This window comes from Sphingomonas sp. AP28, assembly GCF_056680455.1.
In genome coordinates this window covers 3,221,297-3,246,214 of record NZ_CM155283.1, presented here as the reverse complement: position 1 = coordinate 3,246,214, position 24,918 = coordinate 3,221,297, and the positions used below count along the sequence as shown (strand labels likewise).

At 66.3% G+C, this 24,918-nt stretch carries 22 protein-coding genes and 1 tRNA gene; 12 read left to right on the top strand and 11 right to left on the bottom strand.

Annotation, left to right across the window (positions count from 1 at the left end; genetic code table 11):
• Positions 1-110: 110 nt before the first annotated feature.
• The 9 genes from AC1MH0_RS14820 (at position 111) to AC1MH0_RS14780 (ending at position 6,551) form a co-directional block, all read left to right on the top strand.
• Positions 111-1,463 carry a lipopolysaccharide biosynthesis protein gene (locus AC1MH0_RS14820; protein WP_480963410.1) on the top strand — a complete coding sequence of 451 codons (1,353 nt, stop codon included), beginning with the start codon at positions 111-113 and terminating at the stop codon, positions 1,461-1,463.
• Positions 1,464-1,549: 86 nt separating this feature from the next.
• Positions 1,550-1,807 (top strand): hypothetical protein, encoded by a 258-nt coding sequence (locus AC1MH0_RS14815; protein WP_480963409.1) that lies wholly within the window; start codon positions 1,550-1,552, stop codon positions 1,805-1,807.
• A complete protein-coding gene (locus AC1MH0_RS14810; protein WP_480963408.1) occupies positions 1,738-2,010 on the top strand; it encodes a DUF2141 domain-containing protein in 273 nt (90 codons plus the stop codon). The genes AC1MH0_RS14815 and AC1MH0_RS14810 overlap by 70 nt, the downstream gene beginning before the upstream one ends.
• Positions 2,011-2,179: 169 nt before the next feature.
• Positions 2,180-3,187, top strand: coding sequence for a diacylglycerol/lipid kinase family protein (locus tag AC1MH0_RS14805; RefSeq protein WP_480963407.1), 1,008 nt, complete (start codon positions 2,180-2,182; stop codon positions 3,185-3,187).
• Positions 3,184-4,092: a hypothetical protein gene (locus AC1MH0_RS14800; protein ID WP_480963406.1), complete on the top strand. Its 909-nt coding sequence runs from the start codon at positions 3,184-3,186 to the stop codon at positions 4,090-4,092. Before AC1MH0_RS14805 ends, AC1MH0_RS14800 begins: the two co-directional genes overlap by 4 nt.
• Complete coding sequence (locus AC1MH0_RS14795) at positions 4,089-4,853, top strand: nucleotidyltransferase family protein (protein WP_480963405.1); 765 nt, start codon at positions 4,089-4,091, stop codon at positions 4,851-4,853. Before AC1MH0_RS14800 ends, AC1MH0_RS14795 begins: the two co-directional genes overlap by 4 nt.
• Before the next feature lie 93 nt (positions 4,854-4,946).
• Positions 4,947-5,717, top strand: coding sequence for a 4-hydroxy-tetrahydrodipicolinate reductase (dapB, locus tag AC1MH0_RS14790; protein WP_480963404.1), 771 nt, complete (start codon positions 4,947-4,949; stop codon positions 5,715-5,717).
• 4 nt (positions 5,718-5,721) lie between these two features.
• Positions 5,722-6,423 (top strand): endonuclease III, encoded by a 702-nt coding sequence (nth, locus tag AC1MH0_RS14785; protein WP_480963403.1) that lies wholly within the window; start codon positions 5,722-5,724, stop codon positions 6,421-6,423.
• A gap of 51 nt (positions 6,424-6,474) precedes the next feature.
• Positions 6,475-6,551: transfer RNA gene (locus tag AC1MH0_RS14780), tRNA-Arg, on the top strand.
• 398 nt (positions 6,552-6,949) lie between these two features.
• Here AC1MH0_RS14780 and AC1MH0_RS14775 read toward each other — a convergent pair.
• From AC1MH0_RS14775 to rpiA, 11 genes are all read right to left on the bottom strand, one after another.
• Entirely contained in the window at positions 6,950-7,414 is a 465-nt protein-coding gene (locus tag AC1MH0_RS14775) for a YaiI/YqxD family protein (protein ID WP_480963402.1), read from the bottom strand.
• A 136-nt stretch (positions 7,415-7,550) separates the two neighbouring features.
• Positions 7,551-9,320: a DEAD/DEAH box helicase gene (locus AC1MH0_RS14770; protein WP_480963401.1), complete on the bottom strand. Its 1,770-nt coding sequence runs from the start codon at positions 9,318-9,320 to the stop codon at positions 7,551-7,553.
• Between the two features lie 56 nt (positions 9,321-9,376).
• The gene (locus tag AC1MH0_RS14765) at positions 9,377-10,549 is read right to left on the bottom strand and encodes a BaiN/RdsA family NAD(P)/FAD-dependent oxidoreductase (RefSeq protein WP_480963400.1); all 1,173 of its coding nucleotides are present in this window, start codon (positions 10,547-10,549) and stop codon (positions 9,377-9,379) included.
• 486 nt (positions 10,550-11,035) lie between these two features.
• Positions 11,036-11,218, bottom strand: coding sequence for a hypothetical protein (locus AC1MH0_RS14760; protein ID WP_055881387.1), 183 nt, complete (start codon positions 11,216-11,218; stop codon positions 11,036-11,038).
• Positions 11,218-11,685, bottom strand: coding sequence for a GreA/GreB family elongation factor (locus tag AC1MH0_RS14755; protein WP_480963399.1), 468 nt, complete (start codon positions 11,683-11,685; stop codon positions 11,218-11,220). The genes AC1MH0_RS14760 and AC1MH0_RS14755 overlap by 1 nt, the downstream gene beginning before the upstream one ends.
• A 4-nt stretch (positions 11,686-11,689) precedes the next feature.
• Positions 11,690-12,433, bottom strand: coding sequence for an HAD-IIB family hydrolase (locus AC1MH0_RS14750; RefSeq protein ID WP_480963398.1), 744 nt, complete (start codon positions 12,431-12,433; stop codon positions 11,690-11,692).
• Positions 12,430-13,245 (bottom strand): Cof-type HAD-IIB family hydrolase, encoded by an 816-nt coding sequence (locus AC1MH0_RS14745; protein WP_480963397.1) that lies wholly within the window; start codon positions 13,243-13,245, stop codon positions 12,430-12,432. Before AC1MH0_RS14745 ends, AC1MH0_RS14750 begins: the two co-directional genes overlap by 4 nt.
• An 8-nt stretch (positions 13,246-13,253) precedes the next feature.
• The gene (gene gnd / locus AC1MH0_RS14740; protein ID WP_480963396.1) at positions 13,254-14,237 is read right to left on the bottom strand and encodes a phosphogluconate dehydrogenase (NAD(+)-dependent, decarboxylating); all 984 of its coding nucleotides are present in this window, start codon (positions 14,235-14,237) and stop codon (positions 13,254-13,256) included.
• 126 nt (positions 14,238-14,363) lie between these two features.
• Complete coding sequence (gene tal, locus AC1MH0_RS14735; RefSeq protein WP_333923341.1) at positions 14,364-15,488, bottom strand: transaldolase; 1,125 nt, start codon at positions 15,486-15,488, stop codon at positions 14,364-14,366.
• Entirely contained in the window at positions 15,488-17,578 is a 2,091-nt protein-coding gene (gene tkt / locus AC1MH0_RS14730; RefSeq protein WP_480963395.1) for a transketolase, read from the bottom strand. Before tkt ends, tal begins: the two co-directional genes overlap by 1 nt.
• 69 nt (positions 17,579-17,647) lie before the next feature.
• Positions 17,648-18,328 (bottom strand): ribose-5-phosphate isomerase RpiA, encoded by a 681-nt coding sequence (rpiA, locus tag AC1MH0_RS14725; RefSeq protein WP_480963394.1) that lies wholly within the window; start codon positions 18,326-18,328, stop codon positions 17,648-17,650.
• A gap of 497 nt (positions 18,329-18,825) precedes the next feature.
• Between rpiA and AC1MH0_RS14720 the strand changes: the two genes are divergently transcribed.
• Genes AC1MH0_RS14720 through AC1MH0_RS14710 form a run of 3 tightly spaced genes read left to right on the top strand, consistent with a single transcriptional unit; the run spans position 18,826 to position 24,917 of the window.
• Positions 18,826-20,049 carry an efflux RND transporter periplasmic adaptor subunit gene (locus AC1MH0_RS14720; RefSeq protein ID WP_480965759.1) on the top strand — a complete coding sequence of 408 codons (1,224 nt, stop codon included), beginning with the start codon at positions 18,826-18,828 and terminating at the stop codon, positions 20,047-20,049.
• A 6-nt stretch (positions 20,050-20,055) separates the two neighbouring features.
• On the top strand, positions 20,056-23,331 hold the full coding sequence (locus tag AC1MH0_RS14715; protein ID WP_480963393.1) for a multidrug efflux RND transporter permease subunit: 3,276 nt from the start codon (positions 20,056-20,058) through the stop codon (positions 23,329-23,331).
• A complete protein-coding gene (locus AC1MH0_RS14710) occupies positions 23,328-24,917 on the top strand; it encodes an efflux transporter outer membrane subunit (protein WP_480963392.1) in 1,590 nt (529 codons plus the stop codon). Before AC1MH0_RS14715 ends, AC1MH0_RS14710 begins: the two co-directional genes overlap by 4 nt.
• Position 24,918: the final 1 nt, after the last annotated feature.

Below are 24,918 nucleotides of genomic sequence, written 5' to 3'. Positions count from 1 at the left end.
GCCCGATCGCGCGGTCTAGGAGCCGACCGCCGCTTTGTCACCTCCGGGGCACCCTAGTACCGCCGGGCATCTTGCCGCCCTCGCCATCGCGCTCTAGGGGCCGGTCGCAGATGGTTCAGGACCCCGCGCCCATTCCGGTTACCACCGGCTCGACCGGGATTTTCCGGGCGGCGGCGCGCAACCTCGGCTGGCTGCTTGCCAGTCGCAGCGTGCTGGCGATCCTGTCGCTGTTCTATCTCGGATTTGCGACGCGCACGCTGGGCGTGGTCGATTTCGGCCGGTTCGCGCTGATCTCGGGTGCGGCGCAGGCGCTGGCGACCTTCGTCGGCTTCCAGACGTGGCAGATCATCGTTCAATACGGCGTCGAGCCGATCCAGCACGGCGACACGCCACGGCTCGCGCGGCTGCTGCGGTTGTCGGCGATCCTCGACATGTGCAGCGCACTGGTCGGCGCCGCGCTGACCGTGGCGATCCTGTTCGCGTGGAGCGACGGGTTCGGCATCCCACCCGACCTGATGCGCGACACGCTGATGTTCGCGGTGGTGCAGCTGATCACGATCCGCTCGACCCCGCTGGGCATCCTGCGGCTGCGCGACAAATTCTCGTTGTCGGCGGTGGCGGACAGCATGACGCCGATCATGCGCTTCGTCGGTGCGGGCGCGGCGATGATCTTCGAACCGACGATCCGTGGCTTCATGCTCGCCTGGGCGGTCGCCGAGATCGTCACCGCCGCGACCTATTGGATCATGGTCGCGAAAAGCGGTGACCTGCGCCTGCTCGCGAGCGGCCGGGGCAGCTGGCAACAGGTACGCGATGAAAATCCCGGCATCGTCCGCTTTTCGCTCAGCACCAACGCGAGTGCGACACTGGGCCTGTCGAGCAAGCAGATCCCGCTGCTGCTGGTCGGTGCGTCGATCGGCCCGGCGGCGGCGGGTGCGTTCCGGCTAGCCACGCAACTTGCGCAAGCGCTGGCGAAACTGTCGCAAATGCTGTCGCGCGCCGCCTTCCCGGAGATCGTCCGCGCGGTGCGGACTGCCGAGCCGTCGCGCCTGCGCCGTATCCTGATCCGGACGATGCTGGCCAGCACGGCGGCGGCCCTCGTCATCCTCGCCATCGTCGCGCTGGTCGGCGAACCGATCCTGAAGGTCGTCGGCGGCAAGTCGTTCGTCGGCGCGTATCCGGTGCTGTTGTGGCTCGCGGCCGCCGGGTGCTTCGACCTCGCCACCGTCAGCCTCGACACGGTGATGACCGCACTGCACCGCGCCGGCACGGTGTTCGCGATTCGCGCGGTCGGGGTGTTGTTGCTGTTCGTCACCGCGTTCGCGCTGATGCCGACCTATGATTCGACCGGAGTCGCAGCCGCGGTCGCGGTCGGTTCGGTTGCGGTGGCGATCCTGCTCGGGTTCGCCGCTGCGCGGATGACGCGTACGCCCTCCGGGCCGCAGGCGGTCGACGGAGCGTAGCGCGCGAACGACGAACGCCCCGTTCGCGTCGCAAATGTCATCTGTGCGCCGCGCTCCGGCCATCTTTTCCGCGCTTAAGTTCTGTCATGAAGACTGTGGTTTCCCTTAGCCTGGGCGCGGCGGCGCTGCTGATGCCCGTCTCAGCGCAGGCTGCCGAGGCGTGCGAAGGCACGCCCGGCGGCGGCAACGCCAAGCTGATCGTCGAGGCGACGGCGATGCACAACGCCGTCGGCGAGGTCGCGTTCACGGTCTATCCCGATGACAAGAAACGGTTTTGGCGAAGGGCGGCAAGCTGGTACGGGCGCGCGTGGCGGCAAGCAGCCCTCGCGCGTGCTTCTGGCTGAAGCCCGGCCATTATGCGGTCGCGCAATATCACGACGAGAACAGCGACCATGATTTCAACCGGACGTTGTTCGCGCCGAAAGAGGGATTCGGCTTTTCCAACGATGCGCCGACCTCGATCGGGCTGCCATCTTTCGATGCGGCGCGCACGGCCTTGGCCCCATCCGGGACCGTCGTGCGTATGAAAATGCGGTATCGCCGGTGATCCCAAATCCGCTGGTTGCAGCGGAACGGAAATCTTCCTGACACAAATTTGTAGCGGTTATGTACCGCGACGGGTATCTTATATCGTGGCCGATGCTGTTTCGAACTTCCATGCCTTTGGCGGGCACCCTCTTTCGCCACCGGCGCCGCCGGCGTGGCTGCCCGAAGGCATGTTCGATCCGTCGGCATCCGAGCGGTACGGCGTGAGTCCGCGCGACGCGGCGGCGAAGATCCGTACCGGCATCATCTGCAACCCGAAAAGCCACCGCAACCGCAGCAGCGTCGAGGCGACCAAGCCGTTCCTGTCGGGGACCGTGCTGGCCGTGACGCCGCGCACGCAGGCCGAACTCGCCGAGGTGCTGACCGATTTCGCGCGCCACGGCATCGAGTTGCTGGTGATCGACGGCGGCGACGGCACGATCCGCGACGTGATGACCGCCGCCGCGCGAGTCTGGACCGGTGCTGCGCCGCGCGTGGCGATCGTGCCGTCGGGCAAGACCAACGCGCTCGCGCTCGATCTCGGGATTCCCGACGACTGGACGCTCGACCAGGCGCTGACCGCGGCGCGCGCCGGCAACGTCAAGATCCGCAGCCCGATCGAGGTCGTCCGCAAGGATACCGGTGCGCGGCTGCACGGCTTCCTGCTGGGTGCGGGCGCGTTCGTCGATGCGACCGCGTTGGCGCAGCGCACCCACCGCGCGGGCGCCTTCAACGGCGTCGCGGTCGGTCTCGCACTGTGCTGGGCGATCCTCCAGACCCTGTTCGGGGGCGCGAACAGTTCGTGGCGCGCGGGCAACCGGATGCGGATCCGCTTCCAGTCCCGCGGTGACGAGGGCGTCCATGCCGCGGGTAGGAATGCCGAAAGCGATCGCGCACGATACATTCTGCTCGCCTCAACTCTGAAGCGGATGCCGATCGGAATTCGACCCTTTGGCGTGCCGCGTGCCGGACTGAAGACATTGCTGGTCGATGCGCCGCCGCGCTGGCTCGCCGCCGCGACGCCGCTGATCGTCGCCGGTTCGCCGGCCGCGTGGCTCGATCGCGCTGGGTATCACCGGATCGATTCGCCGAGCTTCGACCTGTCGATGGACTCGGGCTTCATCCTCGACGGCGAAGTCTATCCGGGCGGCGACCTGACCATCCGCGAGGCACGCGGGCTGCGTTTCGTCGTTCCGTGATCACGCTCGGCGACGTCGTCCGCCGCCAGTTGCACGTCCCGACCATCGCCGCCGTCCGCGACGTCGCGGCGATACTTGCAGGGGACGCGCCCGAGACCGCGGCGGTGCTGTTCTACGGTTCCAACCTGCGCACCGGCGAGACCGAGGGCGTGCTCGACTTCTACGTGCTGACCGCCGGCCCGCCCGAGCGCGGCCTGTGGCCGACCGTCAGCTACCGCGAGTTCGACCTCCACGGCGAGACGTTGCGCGCGAAGATCGCGACGATGCGGCTGGCGACGTTCGCCAAGGCGGCCGCTGCGCAGACGCTCGACACGACGATCTGGACGCGTTTCGTCCAACCCTCCGCGCTTGTCTGGGTCCGCGATCCGGCAACCGCGAACCGGGTAGCCATGGCGATCGGCGATGCGGCGAAGTCCGCCGCACGCTTTGCCGCGGCGCTCGGGCCGGAGTCGGGTACCGCCGACGATTATTGGCGGGCGCTGTTCCGCCAGACCTATGCCGCCGAACTTCGTGTCGAGCGCAAGGGCCGCGAGGGTCAGATCCTCGGCTTCGATCCGGGTCGCTATGCTGAGCTCCTGCCGCTCGCCTGGACCGCCGACGGGATCGCCTATCGCGATGAAGCCGGCATGCTGAAACCCGACCTGTCGCCAGCGCGTCGAAACGCGTTGCTGCGCGCGTGGGGCCGTCGCCGTCGTGCGGGCAAGCCGCTCAACGTCGCACGACTGGTGCGGGCGGCGTTCACCTTCGAAGGGGCTGCGCGCTACGGCGTGTGGAAGGTCGAGCGGCATACCGGCGTCGCGGTGCCGCTGACCCCGTGGCGTGAGAAGCATCCGATCCTCGCCGCGCCGGGCGTGTTCTGGCGGGTCTGGCGGGCGCGTGCGCAAACCGGGCCGAAAACGGTATGAGCGCGGATGGTCGAGGCTTCAACGCGCTGATCCTCGCCGGCTCACGCGGCGGCGTTGATCCGGTCGCGGCCTATGCGGGCGTGTCGCACAAGGCGCTGATCGTGCTCGACGGCGAGACGTTGCTGGCCCGCGTCGCGCAGGCTTTGCGAGAAGCTGGCGCGCGCACGATCGCGGTATCGGTGTCGGACGACGCGGTCCGTGCCGCGGCAAATGCGCTCGGCCTCATCGTGCTCGACGCGGCATCCGGTCCGAGCCGCAGCGTCCGCGACGGAATCGAAGCGCTCGGCGCGCCCTTATTGGTCACGACCGCCGATCACGCGCTGTTGCAGCCCGAATGGGTCACGCGTTTCCTCGCCGACGTCCCCGCACAGGCCGATGTCGGTGCCCTGCTCGCACGTCAGGACGTCATCGAAGCCGCTGCGCCGGGCACGCGCCGCACTTATTTGCGCTTTGCCGACGGGGCGTGGTCGGGGTGCAACCTGTTCTACTTCGCAACGCCGCGCTCGGTCGCCGCACTCGATCTCTGGGCGCAGGTCGAGGCGGACCGCAAGCGGCCATGGCGGATCGTCCGCCGGCTCGGGATCGGCACGTTGATTCGGTATCTGTCGGGTCGCCTGACGCTGGTCGCGGCGATCGCGCATCTCGGTCGCCTTGCCGGTCTCGACGCCGCGGCGGTCGCCGGCCCGTTCGGCCTGGCCGCGGTCGACGTCGACAAGCCCGTCGATCTCGAGCTGGTTCGGACGCTCGTCGAGAAGACCTGAGCCGCCAACCGCCTGCGCCAATTCCGCGAAGAATTAGCTCGGCCTGCCGTTCGCCCCTGTTTCCGAAGGCCGGGTTGGTGCAAAGCGCCGCGCATGCAAACGCTCGCGCCCCAACCCGCCTCATCCGCCATCACGACGACCTCGATCGGCATCTATGGTAGCGCCGGACGCATGGGCCGCGCGATCGTCGAGGCGATCGAGGCGGCCGGCGCATCGCTCGCCGGCGGCGTCGACGCGCGCGAGGATCCGAACCCGCTCGCCCGGATCGCCGACGTGCTGGTCGATTTCTCGACGCCCTCCGCAGTCGAGGCGCATCTCGCCGCCGCGCGCGCCGCTGGTACCGCTATCGTCATCGGCACGACCGGCCTGTCGCCGCAGCACCAGTCGATGATCGACGAGGCGGCCAAGGACATCGCGATCCTGCAGACCGGCAACACCTCGCTCGGTGTCACGTTGCTCGGTATCCTCGTCCGCGAGGCCGCCGCGAGGCTCGGCCCCGACTGGGACGTCGAGATCGTCGAGATGCACCACAAGCACAAGGTCGACGCGCCGTCGGGTACCGCGCTCCTGCTCGGCGATGCGGCAGCGAAGGGCCGCGGCACGACGCTCGCCGAACTCCGCGTCGACAGCCGCGCGGGGCTCGTCGGCGCGCGCACCGAAGGCACGATCGGCTTTGCATCACTGCGCGGCGGATCGGTGATCGGCGACCACAGCGTGATCTTCGCCGGCGAAGGCGAGCGGATCGAACTCAACCACCGCGGCGACGATCGCTCGATCTTCGCGCGCGGTGCGGTGCGTGCGGCGATCTGGCTCGCCGGGCAGCCTGCCGGACGCTACCGGATGGGCGACGTGCTCGGGCTGTAAGGCTGTGAAGAAGGCCGACGTCATCGAGTTCTACGCGCGTCTGGCGGAAGCCGACCCGCACCCCGAGACGGAGCTGGAATTCGTCAATCCGTACACGCTGGTCGTTGCGGTCGCCCTGTCGGCGCAGGCGACCGACGTCGGCGTGAACAAGGCGACGCGCGCGCTGTTCCGCGAGGTCGACACGCCTGCAAAGATGGTCGCGCTCGGGCTCGACGAGTTAAAGCGCCACATCAAGACGATCGGGCTCTACAACACCAAGGCGAAGAACGTCATCGCGCTCTCGCAGATGCTGATCGACGACTATGGCGGCGAGGTGCCCAGCGATCGCGCCGCACTCGAGCGCCTGCCCGGCGTCGGTCGCAAGACCGCGAATGTGGTCCTAAACGTCGCGTTCGGTGCGGAGACGTTCGCCGTCGACACGCACATCTTCCGCGTCGGCAACCGTACCGGCCTCGCCCGCGGCAAGACCCCGTTCGCGGTCGAACTGAAGCTCGACAAGGCGACCCCGCAACCGTTCCGCCTGCACGCGCATCACTGGCTGATCCTGCACGGCCGCTACGTGTGCAAGGCGCGGACGCCCGAATGCTGGCGCTGCATCGTCAGCGATCTGTGCGCGTACAAACCCAAGACCCCACCGCCTAAGAGCCGAGCGCTTGCAGGCGCGGCTCCCCAGACAGACCCCGATCCGGCAACCGGCGAGGCCTGATCGCGAAAACGTCTGGCGCACCCCGGTTTGCTTTGCTAGGCGGACCGTCCGGCACCCGTAGCTCAGCTGGATAGAGCGCTGCCCTCCGAAGGCAGAGGCCACTGGTTCGAATCCAGTCGGGTGCACCAAACTCCATTTAGATTTTCTGCCGCCGAAGCGGCGTGCGCTGGCTGACCTTTGGGTATGTCCGAGGATGCGTTGCCAGGATCGCTGCTTGGCGCGTAGCGTGGTGCGTTGGCGAGTGGCCATATGGCTTGTCGGCAGGCTTGGCTCGGCCGCGTGTTCTGCGACGCCATTTCGGTCTGCGCGGCAATACTGCCCGGCTCCGTATTGCCGCGAGCTTGGGCTCGGCGGGCCATGTATCGGGCGGATATTCCTGTGGGTACCACCTGTGTGAGCGCGGGCGCGCCAGCCGACGGCGTGGCGTTGCCGCCATGGGACCTTCCACCGCATCGCACGCTTCCCTGCCGCATGATCGATGCCGGACGTGGCGCGACGGGCTTGCCGCCCTGTCTACAGCGCGCGTCTAGAGACGCTTCAACCGGACCAGTGCCGCGTCGAGTGCCGAGAGGAACGCCGAACGGTCGGTCTTCGAAAACGGCGCGGGGCCGCCGATGATGTCGCCGCCCGCGCGCAGGTCGGCCATGATCGCGCGGGTGGCGATCGCGCCGCCAATCGAGCTGGTGGTGAAGGGCTTGCCGGTGTTGGCCAGCACGGTCGCGCCCGCCTTCACGCAGCGATCGGCGAGCAGGATGTCGGCGGTGATCACGACCGACTTCGCATCGACCTGTTCGGCGATCCAGTCGTCGGCGGCGTCGAAGCCGTCACTGACGACAACGCGCGAGATCAGCGGGTGGACGGGGATGCGGAAATGGCTGTTCGCGACGATCGTCACGGGGACTTCGTGGCGCCACGCGACCTTGTAGATCTCGTCCTTCACCGGGCATGCGTCGGCGTCGACGAGGATGCGGAGGGTTGAGGCATCAGCCATTCAAATCCTCCCCCGCCAGGGGGAGGTGGCAGGCGTAGCCTGACGGAGGGGGAGGCATCCACCACATCTGTCGCGTATCCTCCCCCTCCGTCACCTTCGGCGACACCTCCCCCTTGCGGGGGAGGATCACGTTAGCTCAGCTACGCTCGCGATTACCGCGGTACGGGGGCTTCCGCGCAGGAGCCGGACCGCCACGCGGGGCCGCACGGTGCAGCGTCGAGCGGGGACCGCTCGCATTGCTGCGACCACCGCCACCGCCATCATGCCGCGCACCGCTCTCGGGCGCACCCTGCATTGCCTCGATCGCCACGCCGCTCTCCTCCTCGCCAGCCTGCGCCGTACGCTCGATCGCCGCCGAGAAGCGCGAGGCCACAGCGCGCGGAATCTCGAACGCCGTCTCGTTCGGCCCGATGCGGATCGCACCGATCTCGGACTTGGTGATGTGCCCGCGACGGCAGATCAGCGGCAGGATCCAGCGCGGATCGGCGTTCTGGCGACGACCGATGTCCATGCGGAACCAGACGGTGTCCTCGAAGCCCGCGCGCGGACCCTGCGAACGCTCGTCCTGAGTCGGCTGCTTGCTCTGGTCGATCAGATCCTCGGCCTGCGGCATCGTCGAACGGTGCATGTGCACCAGCGCGGCGGCGATATCCTCCGGGGTCTTCTCGGCCATCAGGCGGACGGCGAGTGCGCGATCCTCCTCCTCGACCTCGACCGGCTGCAACAGCATGCCGATCAGCCGCTCGTGATCGCTCTTGCGGATGTCCTCGGCGGTCGGGGCGTTGACCCACTCCGCGTTGATCTTCGCACCACGGAGCATCATCTCGACGCGACGGCGACGCGGGAACGGCACGATCAGGACGGCGGTGCCCTTCTTGCCCGCACGACCGGTACGGCCCGAGCGATGCTGGAGCGTCTCGGCATCGCGCGGCAGTTCGACGTGTACGACGAGGCTCAGCGTCGGCAGATCGATGCCGCGAGCCGCGACGTCGGTCGCGACGCAGACGCGCGCACGACGGTCACGCAAAGCCTGAAGCGCCGCGTTACGCTCGTTCTGCGAATGCTCGCCCGACAGCGCGACGGCGGCAAAGCCACGCTCGACCAGGCTGGCATGCAGGTGACGCACATTGTCACGCGTGGCGCAGAACAGCATCGCCGTCTCCGCCTCGTGGAAGCGCAGCAGGTTGATCACCGCATGCTCGATCTCGGACGGCGAGACCGTGACGGCCTGGTACGAAATGTCGCCATGACCGCGATCCTCGCCGACGGTCGAAATCCGCAGCGCATCCTTCTGGTAGCGCTTGGCAAGCGCGACGATCGGCCGCGGCATCGTCGCCGAGAACAGCAACGTGCGACGTGCTTCAGGCGACGCATCGAGGATCTGCTCGAGGTCCTCGCGGAAACCCATGTCGAGCATCTCGTCGGCCTCGTCGAGCACCGCGACCTTCAGGGCCGACAGGTCGAGCGCGCCACGCTCGAGGTGATCGCGCAGACGGCCCGGCGTGCCGACGACGATATGCGCGCCGTGCGCGAGCGAACGACGCTCCTTCGAAGCGTCCATCCCGCCGACGCAGGTCGAGATGCGCGCACCGGCCTTGGCATAGAGCCACATCAGCTCGCGGCTGACCTGGAGCGCCAACTCGCGAGTCGGTGCGATGCAGAGGACGAGCGGCTTGTGCGGTGCGGGCAGGCGCTGGACGCCGTCCTCGCCGGCTTCACCGAGCAGTTCGCCGGCCATCGCCAGGCCGAACGCCACGGTCTTGCCCGAGCCGGTCTGCGCAGACACGACGAGATCGCGACCGATCGCATTGTCCTCGATCACATGAGCCTGGACGGGGGTGAGCGCGGTATAGCCACGTGCTTCGAGCGCCTCGGAAAGAAGCGACGGAATATTTGTAAAAGGCATGTACGTCCTAATTGGTGGCCGGCTTACGCAACGGCAAGGCACTGGCGTGGTGGTCCCTACAGGACTTGACCCGCGGCCCACCCGCTCGCCCATGCCCATTGGAAGTTGTAGCCGCCGAGCCACCCTGTGACATCGACCGCTTCGCCGACTGCATACAGCATTGGTACGCGTTTGGCTTGCATTGTTTGCGAAGAGAGTTCCGCGGTGCTGATTCCGCCCGCGGTGACCTCGGCCTTGGCATAGCCTTCTGAGCCGTTTGGCGTGAATTGCCAATGACTTAGCGCGCGTTCGGCGTCCTGGAGCTTGCGGTCGGTGAGCGTGGAAATCTCGCTCGTCATGCCCAATCGCTCGCTCAAAGTCTCCGCGAGTCGGTCGGGAAGTGTGCTGCCGAGCAGTTTCCGCAGAGTCGCGCGCGGCGTGGTACGCTTGGCGGCGGGCAGCCAGCCGGACTCGCGATCGGGCAGGAAATCGATCCCGACAGGCTGGCCGTTGCGCCAATAGGACGAAACTTGGAGGATCGCGGGGCCCGACAAACCGCGGTGTGTGAACAGAGCTGCCTCACGGAATGCGGTCTTGCCGGCGGTGGCGACGACTTCGGCGGCGACTCCGGATAGTTCGCGGAACAGTGTCTCGTCACCGCCCAGCGTCAGCGGGACGAGTGCGGGGCGCGGTTCGACGACCTTCAACCCGAACTGCCGCGCGAGGTCATAGGCGAACCCGGTCGCGCCCATTTTCGGGATCGATGGGCCGCCGGTTGCGATGACGAGCGCGGGTGCGGTGACAGTGCGGCCGTCGAGCGACACGCGATAGCGGCCGTCTGCGTGGTCGACTCCGGTGACCGCGCGGCCGAGCGACAGGTCGACGCGGCCCTTGTCGCATTCGTCGAGCAGCATCCCGACGATCTGCTTGGCGGAGCCGTCGCAGAAGAGTTGGCCTAGCGTTTTCTCGTGCCACGCTATTCCGTAGGACTCGACGAGTGCGAGGAAGTCTTGCGCGGTGTAGCGACCGAGCGCGGACTTGGCGAAATGCGGGTTGGCGGAGATGTAGCGGTCGGCGGCGGTGTGGACGTTGGTGAAATTGCATCGTCCGCCGCCGGAGATCAGGATCTTCTTGCCCGCTTGGTCGGCGTGATCGACGAGCAGGATTTTTCGGCCACGCTGGCCGGCGACGGCGGCGCACATGAGGCCGGCGGCGCCTGCACCGAGGATGATCGCGTCGTATTCGGACAAGTGTCGCTCCGTGCGGCGTGGTTGGGCGAGCCGCTAGTCAAGAATGTTTCCCCGCGAAGGCGGGGACCCAGACTGGGCTCCCGCCTTCGCGGGAGAACAAGAAGGGATGGTCGCTGTAGCGTGTTCGAGGTGTGCCACAAAGGTGGTGAGGCGTTCGTAAGTTTACGAAACAATATGCCATATAGCCCACCCCGGCGAAGGCCGGGGCCCAGTTGGGGGCCGGCAGTGGCGCAAGTTGCGCCTCGTTACAACGACCTTTCCAACTGGGCCCCGGCCTCCGCCGGGGTGGCGGCACGTGATATGGTAGCGTGTGAAAGAGCAACAATCTCCGATGGCGCCGTGGAACATAGCGGAGCGAGCGCCCCCTTCACTCCCTCTTCCCTCCGGGGAGAGGGTCGGGGTGAGGGGCAGCCAAGCAATGCACCGCCAAGAACAGCCCCTCACCCAACCCTCTCCCCGGAGGGGAGAGGGCTAAGCATCCACAAACTACCGCAGCTTGGCGATATTCAGCGAGTCTTCCTTCGCCCGAACCTTCACCGACTCCTCGCTCCGGGTCAGCGCCTTGGCGATCGCCTTCAACGCCATGCCCTTCTTGGCGAGCGTGTGCAGCTTCTGGATCTCGTCCTGCGTCCACGCCTGACGATGCCGTTCGAATTTCGCTTCAGCCATCAGCCGTCATCCTTGTCGATCTCCAGAACCTCGATCGCGTCCGGCTTGTCCGCAAACGCGACCGTCTCGCCAACCGCAGCCCCCATCAGCACCCGCGCCAATGGTGCCGAGAACGCCAGCCGGTCCTCGCCGGGCTCGGCCTCGTCACCACCGACGATCGCGATCACGCGCTCAACCCCGTTCATCCGAACACGAACGCGCGATCCGATCCCGACTTCATCATCCTCGGGCGAAGGCGCGAGTTCGGCCGTCGTCTGGCGCGTGTGCCAATACCGCAGGTCGCGCAGCAACAGCTTACGCGCCTCCTCGTCCGTCTCCGCCGCAACCGCCGCCTCGATCTCGGTCACCCGCTCGCCAAGCAACCGCAGCCCCCGCGCCGTGACCAGATTGGGCCCCGGCGCGATCGGCTGTTCGAACTTGGGTTCGAGATGTTCCTCGTCACTCTCGCGACGAAAGGCGACGCTCATGGCTTCACTTCAGGCACGCGACGATCCCGGCGATCGCCGCCAGCGTACCGTCGACGTTCTTCACCTTCACGACGTCCAGCCCAAGCTGCTCCGCCGGATAATCATTCCCGCCCGGGAAGATCGCGTCGCCGATGAACATCATCTTGTCGAGCGCAATGCCGCTCGCCTCGTTGAGCTTCTTCAGACCATACGCCTTGTCGACACCCTCACGCGTGATGTCGATCGAGGTCGCGCCGCCCATGTTGATCGACAACCCCGGCAGGCGCTTCTGCAAGTCCGCCTGAATCACCTTCCGCTTGGCGAAATCGGGATCCCAGCTGTGCTTGGCGTCGATCGGCGCTTCCTGGCCGAGTGCCGAGAACGTGATCTGACTGCCCCGATCCTCGATCCGCTCGCCCCAGGTCTTCTCCGGCACGAAACCGGTCGCTTCCAGAGACTCGTCGAACGCCTTCAGGATCTTCTGCTTCTCGTCGTCCTCGAACAGCTCGGCATACACCGCGCGCCATTCGCCATCGAACCGGTACAGCTTGGTCCCCGTCGTCGGCATCAGCCACAGCTTGGTGCGATCGGCCCGCTCGGGCAGGCGCGACGCGACCTGCTTCTCGAACTGCGGCCAGTCGCCGCCCGAGATCACCGCGACATGCGCGACGTCGAGCAGGTTCGCCAACGCCTCGCCCATCGGCTCCTGCAAGGACTGCTTGCTCTCGGCCAGCGTTCCATCGAGGTCGAAGGCAACCAACTCTTTCATGCGGAAACTCCAGTAAGTATAAACGTGTCGATCGCGTGCGCGACGCCGTCGGCATCGTTCGCGCTGGTAATCTCGTGCGCGACGTCGCGGACGGCTTGCGGTGCGTTGCCCATCGCGATCGCCAGCTTGGCGCGCTTGAGCATCGCGATGTCGTTGGCCTGATCGCCGATCGCCGCGGTCTCGGTCAACGAGATGCCGAACGCGTCCGCCAGTTCCTCGATCCCGCTGCCCTTGTTGCCAGCGACAGGCGTGATGTCGAGATAATAGGTCTGCGACTGGACGATCGTCGCCTTTGTATCGAACTTGGCGGCGACCTTGGCGTGCAGGTCGCGCAACAGGTCCTCGTCATCGCTGACGAAGGTTACCTTGTCCGCCTTGGCGAGCAGGTCGGTAAAGTCGGAGACGATCACCGGGTCCTGCGCGGAAGCCTTCTTCTCGCTGCCGACATGCCCGCCCTGGTCGGTGCTGGCGTACCAGACGTCGTCCGCGAAGAACCACGTGTCGACCGGCGCATCGCCGATGATCTCCATCGCACCGCGCACGACGTCGACGTCGATCATGTGGTGCTCGATCACGGTGCCGTCGCGCTTGAAGACGATGCCGCCGTTGAAAGCGCCCATTGGCTCGTCGATGCCGAGCAATTCCGCGATCGGCATCATCCCCGAGCGCGGCCGTGCGCTGATGATCGTGAAGCCGAGGCCAGCAGCCTTCAACCGCTTGACCGCATCGACGGTCGCGGGTGTGACCTTCTTCTCCTTGTCGACGAGCGTGCCGTCGACATCGGAGACCAGCAGCTTGATACCAGAACTCACCTGGGCGCTCACTGGGGCATCTCGACATGACCGCCAAAGCCATAGCGCATCGCCGACAACAGCTTGTCGCCGAACGTATGGTCCACGCGGCTGCGATAGCGCGCATACAGCGCGGCGCTCAGCACGTTGGCCGGCACCTTCTCTTCCATTGCCGCATCGATCGTCCACTGGCCCTCGCCCGAATCCGCGACGCTGCCGCTGAAGCCTTCGAGCGTGCCGTCCTTTGCCAGCGCGATCGCCGACAGGTCGAGCAGCCACGACGAGATCACGCTGCCGCGGCGCCAGACTTCGGCGACGTCGGTCAGGTTGATATCGAAGCGCTCTTCCTCGACGACATGCTCGCCCGACTTGCCCTTGAGGATGTCGAAGCCCTCGGCATAGGCCTGCATCAGGCCGTATTCGATGCCGTTATGGACCATCTTGACGAAGTGCCCGGCGCCCGAGGGGCCTGCGTGGATATAGCCCTTCTCCGCGCGCGGATCGGCTTGCCCTTCGACGCGACCCGGCGTGCGGACGATCGTTCCCATGCCCGGCGCGAGCGTCTCGAAGATCGGATCGAGCAGGTCGACCGTTTCCTTGTCGCCGCCGATCATCATGCAATAGCCGCGCTCCAGCCCCCACACGCCGCCCGACGTGCCGACGTCGACATAGTGGATGCCCTTTTCGGCCAGTTCCTTCGCGCGGCGGACGTCGTCCTTGTAGAAGCTGTTGCCGCCGTCGATGATGATATCGCCCGAGTTCGACTTCGCGGCGATCGCCTGGACGGTGCTCTCGGTCGGCTCGCCTGCGGGGACCATGACCCACCAGATCGCCGGGGTGTCGAGCTTGGCATGCATGTCGTCGAGCGAGTCCGCGCTGATCGCGCCATCGGCGGCGAGCTTCTTCACGGCTTCGGCATCGCGGTCGAACGCGACGACCTCATGGCCGTTCTTCATCAACCGGCGCGCGATATTGCCGCCCATCCGGCCGAGGCCGATCAGTCCGATCTTCATGGGGAATTCCTTGCTTACCCCCTCTCCCCGCCGGGGAGAGGGTTGGGGTGAAGGGCAGTTGGGGAGGGCAGCGCTCGTGGCGCCCCTCACCCCAGCCCTCTCCCCAAAGGGAGAGGGAGCAGAAGTTTACGCCGTCGCGGGCTGCTTCTTGGCGATCGAGCCAAGCAGGTCGTCGAACGCCTTTACGAACGAGGCGACGCCCTCCTCGACCAGCTTGCCGGTCACGCCATTGAGGTCGAGACCCAAGCGCTCGGCTTCGGCGAGCGTGTGCTTGGCGCCCTCGACGTCCTGCGTGATCGTCTCCGCTGCAGTGCCGTGGTCGCGGAACGCGTCCATCGTCTTCGGCGGCATCGTGTTGACGGTGTCCTTGCCGATCAGCGTGTCGATGTAGAGCGTATCGGGATAGCTCGGATCCTTCACGCCGGTCGACGCCCACAGCAGGCGCTGCGGCTGCGCACCCTTGGCGGCAAGCGCCTGCCAGCGATCCGACTTCAGGAAGTCGAGATACCATTGATACGCCATCTTCGCGTTGGCGATCGCGACTTTGCCGCGCACTGCCTTCAGCGCCTCGGCTTCGGCATCGCCCTTCTCCAGACGCGCATCGATCTCTTTGTCGATCGACGAGTCGATCCGGCTGACGAAGAAGCTCGCCACGCTGGCGATCTTGTCGATCGGCTGCCCCTGCTTGACGCGCTCTTCCAAACCCGCAGCATACGCCTCCGCAACGCGGATGTAGGCGTCGAGCGCGAACAGCAGCGTGACGTTGACGTTGATCCCGCTCGCGATCGTCGACGAGATCGCCGGACCGCCCGCGAGCGTCCCCGGGATCTTGATCATCAGGTTCGGCCGATCGACCATCCCCCAAAGCTTCTTCGCCTCGGCGATCGTCGCGTCGGTATCGTCCGAGATATACGGCGACACCTCGAGGCTGACATAGCCATCCTTCGCGTCGAGCTTGTCATAGACCGGCTTCAACGTCTCCGCCGCCGCCTTGATATCCTGGATCGCCAGATGCTCGTAGCGGTCGATCGTCGCCGCGCCGGCATGCTGCTTGTCGTACTCGGCGAGCGTCGAATCATAGGCATCGCCATGACCCATCGCCTTTTCGAAGATCGACGGGTTCGACGTGACGCCGGTCAGCCCATCCTCGTCGACCAGCTTCTGGAGACCGCCGGCCTCCAGGAACTTCCGGTCGACGAAATCGAGCCATACCGCTTGGCCGAAGCCTTCGAGATCGTTGAGCGCACCCATCACTTGGTCTCCATCACTTGGCGGGCGACCTTGACGACATTGTCGACGGTGAACCCGAACTTGTCCTGCAGCTTGGCGAGCGGTGCCGAAGCCCCGAAGGTCGACATCGTCACGGTCGCGCCGTCGAGGCCGACATAGCGGTCCCAACCGATCGACCCGGCCATCTCGACCGCAACGCGCGCCCGCACTTCGCGGGGCAACACGCTTTCCTTGTACGCGGCGTCCTGCAGTTCGTAGCGATACCAGCTCGGCATCGACACGACCCGGCTCTTCACGCCGTCCGCCGTCAGCTTCTCGTGCGCCTCGACGACCAGCGACACTTCGCTGCCCGTCGCGATCAGGATCACGTCGGGAGTGCCGTCGCTGTCAGCCAGCACATAGCCGCCTTTCTCGAGCCCGTCGGCACTCGCATACTTGGTCCGGTCGAGCGTCGGCAGGGCCTGGCGCGACATGATCAGCGCGGCTGGCGTGCTGGCGTCCTTCAGGACAGCCTTCCACGCCGCGACGACTTCGTTCGCGTCGCTCGGACGGATCGTGTCGAGGCCGGGGATCGCGCGCAGCGTGGCGAGATGCTCGATCGGCTGGTGCGTCGGGCCGTCCTCGCCGACACCGATCGAGTCGTGCGTGAACACCCAGATCGCGCCGACCTCCATGATCGCGGACAGGCGCACCGGCGCGCGCATGTAATCGGCGAACACCAGAAAGGTGGAGCCGTACGAACGCAAATGCGACAGCGCCATGCCGTTGACGATCGCGCCCATCCCATGTTCGCGGATGCCGAAGTGGAAGTTCCGGCCGGCGTAGTTCTCCGCCTCGAACGAGGGCTGACCCTTGATGTCGGTCTTGGTCGACGGCGCGAGATCGGCCGAACCACCGATCAGCCACGGCACCTTGGCCGCGATCGCGTTGAGCACCTTGCCGCCCGAGTCACGGCTGGCGACGCCCTTGGCATCCGCCTCGAAGGTCGGGATATCGGCATCCCAGCCCTCGGGCAGCTCGTCCTTGAGCAACAGGTCGAGCTCGGCGGACAGCTCGGGATAGGCGCCGCGATACTTGTCGGTCAGTGCGACCCACTCGTCACGTAGCTTGGCGCCACGGTCGGCGATCGCTCCGTTGAAATGCTCGATCACGCCGTCGGGCACGTAGAACGACTTGTCCTCGGGCCAGCCATAGGCCTGCTTGGTGAGGCGGATATTCTCCTCGCCAAGCGGCTCGCCGTGCGCCTTCTCGCTGCCCGCCTTGGGGCTGCCGTAACCGATCACCGAATGCACGACGATGAAGGTCGGCTTGTCGTTGGTCGCCTTGAACGTCTCGATCGCGCGGCTCAGCGCGGCGGTGTCGTTCGCGTCGTCGATGTGGATGACGTTCCAGCCATACGCATCGAAGCGCAGACCGACATCCTCGTCGAACGCGAGATCGGTCGCGCCTTCGATCGAGATGTGGTTGCTGTCGTAGATCCAGCACAGATTGCTGAGCTTGAGGTGGCCGGCGAGGCTCGCGGCCTCGGCCGAGACGCCTTCCATCATGTCGCCGTCGCCGCAGATCGTGTAGACGTCATGGTCGAACAGCGTGAAGCCGTCCTTGTTGTAGCGCGCCGCGAGCCAACGCTCGGCGATCGCCATGCCGACCGAATTGCCGCAACCCTGGCCGAGCGGCCCCGTCGTGGTCTCTACGCCGGTGGTGTGACGGTATTCCGGGTGACCCGGCGTCTTCGACGACAGCTGGCGGAACTGCTCGATATCGGCGAGGCTGACGGCTTCCTTGCCGGTCTTGTTACCCTCGGCGTCGATCTCTTCGATCTTGGCGAGGTGGATCAGCGAATAGAGCAACATCGACGCATGGCCGACCGACAGCACGAAGCGGTCGCGGTTGGGCCAGTCAGCGTGCTTAGGATCGTAGCGCAGGAACTTCGACCAGAGCGTGTAGCCGACCGGCGCGAGCGCCATCGGCGTGCCGGGGTGGCCCGAATTGGCCTTCTGCACCGCGTCCATCGACAGCGTGCGGATGGTATCGATCGCCAGACGCTCGGGGGAGCCGTCCTCGTGCAGCATAGGGTCCGCCTTGGTGGGGGCGGTTGCGGTATCGGTCATGGAAGAAGCCTCGCTCTAGACGGTGACCGAACGCCGCGCATCCGATCTGGTTGCCAACATAGGATGCCTTTAGTCGGATGCATCCATCCGTTCCAGTCGCGTAACGATGCCATTCGTAGCAATATACGCGGCGTCGACCTCGTCGAGGAACAGGCCGTGGCCTAGAATGCCGGGGATCGCAGAGAGCGTGGCGGCGGTTGCGCGGGGGTCATCGAGAATTGCGAAGTGGCAGTCGATGACGAGATTGCCTTGGTCGGTCCGGTAGTTGTCGCGGATGACGGGCACGCCGCCGATGTCGGTGAGCACGCGCATGACGTAGGCGCTGGCGAAGGGGAGCACCTCGACCGGCAGCTTGGCCGCGCCGATCCGGTCGACTCGCTTGGAGCCGTCGGCGATCACGACCATCCGTGCCGAGCTTGCGGCGACGATCTTCTCCCGCAGCATCGCCCCGCCTGCGCCCTTGATGGCGAAACACCGCGAGTCGATCTCGTCCGCGCCGTCTATCGTGAGGTCGACTTGGGCGATGGTGGCGAAGTCGAGGATCTCGATGCCCAGTTCGCGGGCAAGTCTGCCGGAGGCTTCGGAGGTGACGACGGCGTGGATTTGCAGGCCTTGGGCCACGCGATCGCCGAGCGCCTGGATTGCAAACGCCGCGGTAGATCCGGTGCCGAGTCCCACGAGCATCCCCTCCCGAACTTCCGCCACGGCAGCAACCGCCGCGGCCTTCTTGTCGTCATCGATCGAAGCCATCAGCCCACCCTTCTGTCATGCCGGGCTCGTTCCGGCATCCACGCTTGAACACATCCCAGAGGATTTAGTTTGGAGGACCCGCACAAGAAGCACCACCCCGGCGGAGGCCGGGGCCCAGTAGGAAAGGTCGCAGTAACGACGGACCGCGCTCCGTTAGCAAGGTCGCCCAACTGGGCCCCGGCCTCCGCCGGGGTGGTGTAATAGCGCAAGGGCTATGCGGTGGTTCTCAATCGCGGTGGCTGCATGGTGGTGAGTGTGAGTGCGGGAACACACTCCTCCTTGTTCTCCCGCGAAGGCGGGAGCCCAGCCTGGGTCCCCGCCTTCGCGGGGAAACAATCCTCCTTGCTTGACGCGCTTCCCCCCCAAACGATCAAACAGGTTACTCTTTCTTCCCTATTTCTCACCCGCGCTTTTCAACTGACATACTTCTGGTACATCCTCGTGGTTTAGGCCGACCAACAGCTGCCACCACCGATCGCGAGCGGATACCAAACTTGATAGCCACACGATTTTCCACGCGACGGTGCGCCATCCTGCTGGTGCCCGCACTGGCGCTCGCCGCCTGCTCCGGCGGCGATGACAAGGCCCAAGGCAAAGCCGGCCGCGGTGGCCAGCCGGGCCAGGGCACGCCGACCGTCGGCTATGTCGTCGTCCAGCCGACCAGCGTCGCGATGACCACCGAACTGAGCGGCCGCACCACCGCGTTCGAAAGCTCGGACGTCCGCCCCCAGGTCACCGGCATCATCCGCCGCCGCTTCTTCACCGAGGGTACGCTCGTCAAGAAGGGCCAGCCGCTCTACGAGATCGACCCGCGTCTCTATCGCGCCGCCGCCAACGAAGCGCAGGCCAACCTGCAAAGCGCACGCGCCAACCAGCAGGCGCAGACCATCCTCGCACAGCGCTACAAGCCGCTCGCCGAGATGGAGGCGATCAGCAAGCAGGATTATACCAACGCGGTCGCCACCTCGCGCCAGGCCACCGCCTCGGTCGCGCAGACGCGCGCCGCGCTGGAAACCGCGCAGATCAATCTCAAGTTCACCACCGTCCCCGCACCGATCACCGGTCGCATCGGCCGGTCGCTGTTCACCGTCGGTGCGCTTGTCTCGGCGACGCAGACCGATCCGCTCGCGCAGATCCAGCGGCTCGACCCGATGTTCGTCGACATCCAGCAATCCTCGGGCGACCTGCTCGCGCTCCGCCGCTCGCTCGGCCAGAACGGCATCGTCGCCACCCGCGCCGAAGTCCGCCTGACGCTCGAGGACGGCAGCGAATATGGCGCGACCGGCACCGTCGAGTTCGCCGAAGCTCTGGTCAACACCGAGACCGGCACCGTGACGCTGCGCGCACGCTTCCCCAATCCACAGGGGCTGCTCCTCCCCGGCATGTTCGTCCAGGCCAAGTTCGCGCAGGCGATCAACCAGCGCGCGTTCCTCGTCCCGCAGGCGGGCGTGTCGCGCGATGCGAAGGGCAATGCGACGGTCTATGTCGTCGATGCGAACAACAAGGCGGTACAGAAGAAGATCAAGGCGGACCGCACGCAGGGCGCGTTCTGGGTGGTCACCAGCGGGCTCAACCCCGGCGACAAGATCATCACGCAAGGGTTGTCGAAGATCGCGCCGAACCAAGGCGTGAAGCCGGTGCCTGAAAACACCGCGCAAAAGATCGAAGCGCCCAAGGACGACTCCTCAGGGGGCCAGTCCAGCCAGAAAAAGGCCGGCTAAGCCCTTATGTTATCCCGTGTCTTCATCGATCGCCCGATCTTCGCCTGGGTGCTCGCGATCATCGTGATGCTTGGCGGCATCGGCGCGATCATGAGCCTGCCGATCGCGCAGTACCCCGACGTCGCGCCGCCGCAGGTGACCGTCCGCGCGTCCTTCCCCGGCGCGAACGCGCAGACGATCCAGAACAGCGTCACGCAGGTCGTCGAGCAGTCGCTGACGGGTATCGACGGGCTGATCTATTTCAGCTCGTCCTCGTCGTCGCGCGGCTCGGTGAACATCACTGTGACGTTCGAGAAGGGCACCGATCCCGACATCGCGCAGGTCCAGGTCCAGAACCAGGTCCAGCAGACGCTGTCCCGCCTGCCGCAACAGGTCCAGCAGCAGGGCCTCGTTGTCCGCAAATCGAATCCGGACAACCTCCTGATCGTCGGCGTCTATGACGAGACCGACAAGCTGACCAACCAGGACGTCTCGGACTATCTCGTCTCGAACCTGCAGGACCCGCTCGGCCGTATTCCCGGCATCGGCGACAGCAACGTGTTCGGCGCGCAATACGCGATGCGGATCTGGCTGAACCCCAACAAGCTCGCCAGCTACCAGCTGATCCCGAGCGACGTGACGACCGCGATCCAGGCGCAGAACACCGAAGTCGCCGCCGGCGAACTCGGCGGGCAACCCCAGCCCGACACGCAGATGCTGAACGCGACCGTCACCGCCCAGTCGCGTCTCCAGACGCCCGAGCAGTTCGCCAACATCATCCTGAAGACCACCAACGACAGCGCCGTGGTCAAGCTGCGCGATGTCGCCCGGATCGAGCTTGGCGCGGAGAACTACAACGCGCGCAGCCGCGTCAACGCGCATCCCGGCGCGGGTATCGCGGTGCTGCTCGCGCCGGGCGCCGACGCGCTCAAGACCGCCGAACTGGTCAAGGCGTTCGTCGCCAAGTCCGCCAAGAGCTTCCCGCCCGGCCTCAAATTCGCCTACGCCAACGACACCACCGACTTCATCAAGCTGTCGATCGACGAGGTCGTCAAGACGCTGATCGAGGCCGTCATCCTCGTCGTCATCGTCATGTTCGTGTTCCTGCAAAGCTGGCGCGCGACGCTGATCCCGACGATCGCGGTCCCGGTCGTGCTGCTCGGCACGTTCGGCGTGTTCTATCTCGCCGGCTTCTCGATCAACACGTTGACGCTGTTCGGGCTGGTGCTCGCGATCGGCCTACTGGTCGACGACGCGATCGTCGTGGTCGAGAACGTCGAGCGCCTGATGGAGGAAAATCCCGAGATGACGCCTCGGGAGGCGACGATCGAGTCGATGAACGAGATCACCGTCGCATTGGTCGCGATCGCGCTGGTGCTGTCTGCGGTGTTCCTGCCGATGGCGTTCTTCGGCGGCTCGACCGGCGTGATCTACCGCCAGTTCTCGCTGACGATGGTGTCGGCGATGGTCCTGTCGGTGCTGGTCGCGCTGATCCTCTCGCCCGCCCTCACCGCGACGCTGCTCAAGCAGAAGAAGAAGGACGCCGACGGCAACACCGAGAAGAGCTGGGGCGAACGTAAATTCCCGAAAGTAGCGCATTTCTTCACGCGCGCTGGCGACAAGTTCAACAGCGGGTTCGAAAAGGGCACGCAGAAATACACCAGTGCCGTGCAGTCGGTGATCGACCGCAAATGGCTGTTCCTGCTGATCTACGCGGTGATCGTCGCGGTGCTCGCGGTGCTGTTCCTGCGGCTGCCGACGGGCTTCCTGCCGACCGAGGACCAGGGCTCGGGCATCGTCCAGTTCCAGCTTCCCGCGGGCGCCACGCAAGGCCGCACCTTCGCGCTGCAGAAGCAGATCGAGCAGTATTACTTCACGCAGGAAAAGGCGAACGTCCGCACGATGTTCACCGTCAGCGGTGGCGGCGGTGGCGGCGCGAGCGGCCAGAACACGGGGCAAGGCTTCGTCTCGTTCGCGCCGTGGGAAGACCGTCACGGCAAGGAAAATACCGCCGAAGCGATCACCGGGCGCGCCTCGAAGGCATTCGCAGGCTTCCGCGACGCGCAGGTCTACTCGCTGGTGCCACCGGCGGTCCGCGGTCTTGGTTCGTCGAACGGCTTCACGATGGAGCTGCAGAACGCCGCCGGGCTCAGCCAGGTCGAGTTCAACGCCGCGCGCGACAAGCTGCTCGCGCTCGCACGCGCCGACTCGTCGCTGACCGCGATCCGTCTGACCGAACTGCCCGACGTCGCCACGTTGCGCGTCGATGCCGACCAGCAGAAGCTGTCCACGCTCGGCCTCACGCAGGCGAACGTGAACTCGACGCTGTCGACCGCCTGGGGTGGTCAGTACGTCAACGACTTCATCGACCGCGGCCGCGTCAAGCGCGTCTATGTCCAGGGCGACGCGCAGTTCCGCGCGCAGCCGTCCGACCTCAGCCAGTGGTTCGTGCGCGGTTCGAACGGCCAGATGGCGCCGTTCTCGTCGTTCGCGAAGACCAGTTGGGGCCAGGCACCGACGACGCTGTCGCGGTTCAACGGGATAGCCTCGTACGAGATCCAGGGGTCGGGCGCGCCCGGCGTCAGTTCGGGCGACGCGATGAACCGAATCGCCGAGCTTGCTGGGCAGATCCCCGGCACCTCGGTGGCATGGTCGGGCCTGTCGTATCAGGAACGCCTGTCCTCGGGTCAGGCACCGATCCTCTACGGCCTGTCGCTGCTGGTCGTGTTCCTGTGCCTCGCCGCGCTGTACGAAAGCTGGTCGATCCCGATCGCGGTGCTCCTCGTGATCCCGTTGGGCCTCGTCGGCGCGATCCTCGCGGTGACGCTGAGGGGCCTCATCAACGACGTGTATCTCCAGATCGGCCTGCTGACGACGATGGGCCTGGCGGCGAAGAACGCGATCCTGATGATCGAGTTCGCCGAGCAGGAGGAGAAGAAGGGCAAGCGAGTCATCGAGGCGGCCCTGTCCGCGGCGAAGATCCGGTTGCGCCCGATCCTGATGACCTCGTTCGCGTTCATCCTCGGCGTGTTGCCGCTCGCACTGTCGACCGGCGCCGGTGCGAACAGCCGTATCGCGATCGGGACGGCAGTGGTCGGCGGCATGCTGACCGCAACGATCCTCGCGATCTTCTACATCCCGCTGTTCTTCGTCCTCGTCCGCCGTGGCGCGCGCGACGGCATCGCCAAGCTGCGGGGCAAGCCGACCGGTCATCAGGGTGGCCACCACGATACCGGTGGCGATCACAACGAACCATTGGGTCCGCCCGAACCACAGGGCCCTCACCGGCCGGAGCCCGCATGATGCGCTCGCTAGTCCTGATCCTCGCCGCCTCGACCGCACTCGCCGGCTGCTCGCTCGCGCCGAAATACGCGCGGACCGAACTCCCGGTGCCGCCCTCGCTCCCGGTCGGCGACGCGTATCTGCGCCAGTCCGAGGCGGCGCTGCCCGCGATCACCTACCGCGACGTCTTCAGGGACCCGCGGCTCCAGCAGATCATCGTCCAGGCGCTCGCCAACAACCGCGATCTCCGCGTCGCCGCCGCCAACATCGCGTCGACCCGCGCGCAATACCGCATCCAGCGCGCCGACCTTTTGCCGCAGGTCGATGCCAGCGGCCGGTACAGCTATTCGGGCGGCGGCAGGGGTACCCGCAACACCGTTACGAGCGGCGGAACGGGCGGTAATACGGGGACCGGAACGGGCACCGGAAATACTGGAACGGGTACCGGTACGGGCGGCGTCGGTTCGGGCGGAACAGGTACCAGCACCGGATCGGTCGTCAGTTCGTCGAGCTCTAACAGCGCCTTCTCGGTCGACCTCGGCACGACCGCGTTCGAGCTCGACCTGTTCGGCCGCATTCGCTCGCTCACCAGCGCCGCGCTCGATCGCTATTTCGCGACCGAAGCCGCCGCGCGCGCCACCCGCCTGACGCTGGTCGGCGACATCGCGGATGCGTGGCTTACCTATGCGTCGGACCAGAGCCTGCTCAAGATTGCGCAGGACACGGTGACGAGTTCGCAACGCAGCGTCACGCTGACCAACGCGCGGCTGCGCGGCGGCGTCGCCCCGCGTACCGATCTCCGCCAGGCGCAGCAGATCCTGTTCACCGCGCAGTCCGACCTTGCGCAGCAACGCACCGCGCTCGCGCAGGACGTCAACGCGCTGCAACTGCTCGTCGGCGCGCCGGTCGATGCCAGCCTGCTGCCCGCGTCGATCGAGCAGGCTTTGCCGACCGTCGCCACGCTGCCGGCCGGGCTCGACAGCGGCATCCTCCTGCGCCGTCCCGACGTCGTCGAATCCGAATACCAGCTCCGCGCCACCAATGCCGAGATCGGCGCAGCGCGCGCGGAACTGTTCCCGAAGATCTCGCTCACCGGCATCCTCGGGTTCGCCAGCACGTCGCTCACCTCGCTGTTCAGCGGCGGCGCGTTCAACTATTCGGTCGCGCCCTCGGTCAGCTACCCGATCTTCCGCGCCGGCGCCGGGATCGCCGGCGTCGCCTATTCGAAGGCGCAACGCGACGCCGCGCTCGCGACCTATGAGAAGACGATCCAGACCGCGTTCCAGGAAACCGCCGATGCGCTCGCACGCCAGGGCACGATCGCCGACCAGTTGAAGGCGAACCAGAATTTCTCGGAAGCGGCCCTCGATACATACCGCTTGTCCGACGCGCGCTATCGCGGCGGGATCGACACCTTCCTCAATTCGCTCGACGCGCAACGCTCGCTCTACACCGCACAGCGCAACCTGGTCGCGACGCAACTCGTCGGGGCTAGCAACCGCGTGACGCTGTACCGGGTCCTCGGCGGCGATTCGACGTTGGAGGCCACCGCGGGCGGGCCGCAGCCCGTGACGATGAGCGGTGCACCGCGCGCGGAGACGAACTGAC

Coding starts and splice junctions, on each gene's coding strand:
- AC1MH0_RS14805 (WP_480963407.1), top strand. CDS start 2,180: ATGTTCGATCCGTCGGCATCCGAGCGGTACGGCGTGAGTCCGCGCGAC.
- gnd (WP_480963396.1), bottom strand. CDS start 14,237: ATGAAGATCGGACTGATCGGCCTCGGCCGGATGGGCGGCAATATCGCG.
- AC1MH0_RS14715 (WP_480963393.1), top strand. CDS start 20,056: ATGTTATCCCGTGTCTTCATCGATCGCCCGATCTTCGCCTGGGTGCTC.
- AC1MH0_RS14760 (WP_055881387.1), bottom strand. CDS start 11,218: ATGGCTGAAGCGAAATTCGAACGGCATCGTCAGGCGTGGACGCAGGAC.
- AC1MH0_RS14710 (WP_480963392.1), top strand. CDS start 23,328: ATGATGCGCTCGCTAGTCCTGATCCTCGCCGCCTCGACCGCACTCGCC.
- AC1MH0_RS14750 (WP_480963398.1), bottom strand. CDS start 12,433: ATGAAAGAGTTGGTTGCCTTCGACCTCGATGGAACGCTGGCCGAGAGC.
- AC1MH0_RS14755 (WP_480963399.1), bottom strand. CDS start 11,685: ATGAGCGTCGCCTTTCGTCGCGAGAGTGACGAGGAACATCTCGAACCC.
- AC1MH0_RS14775 (WP_480963402.1), bottom strand. CDS start 7,414: ATGGCTGATGCCTCAACCCTCCGCATCCTCGTCGACGCCGACGCATGC.
- AC1MH0_RS14770 (WP_480963401.1), bottom strand. CDS start 9,320: ATGCCTTTTACAAATATTCCGTCGCTTCTTTCCGAGGCGCTCGAAGCA.
- tkt (WP_480963395.1), bottom strand. CDS start 17,578: ATGACCGATACCGCAACCGCCCCCACCAAGGCGGACCCTATGCTGCAC.
- AC1MH0_RS14820 (WP_480963410.1), top strand. CDS start 111: ATGGTTCAGGACCCCGCGCCCATTCCGGTTACCACCGGCTCGACCGGG.
- tal (WP_333923341.1), bottom strand. CDS start 15,488: ATGGGTGCGCTCAACGATCTCGAAGGCTTCGGCCAAGCGGTATGGCTC.
- dapB (WP_480963404.1), top strand. CDS start 4,947: ATGCAAACGCTCGCGCCCCAACCCGCCTCATCCGCCATCACGACGACC.
- AC1MH0_RS14815 (WP_480963409.1), top strand. CDS start 1,550: ATGAAGACTGTGGTTTCCCTTAGCCTGGGCGCGGCGGCGCTGCTGATG.
- rpiA (WP_480963394.1), bottom strand. CDS start 18,328: ATGGCTTCGATCGATGACGACAAGAAGGCCGCGGCGGTTGCTGCCGTG.
- AC1MH0_RS14795 (WP_480963405.1), top strand. CDS start 4,089: ATGAGCGCGGATGGTCGAGGCTTCAACGCGCTGATCCTCGCCGGCTCA.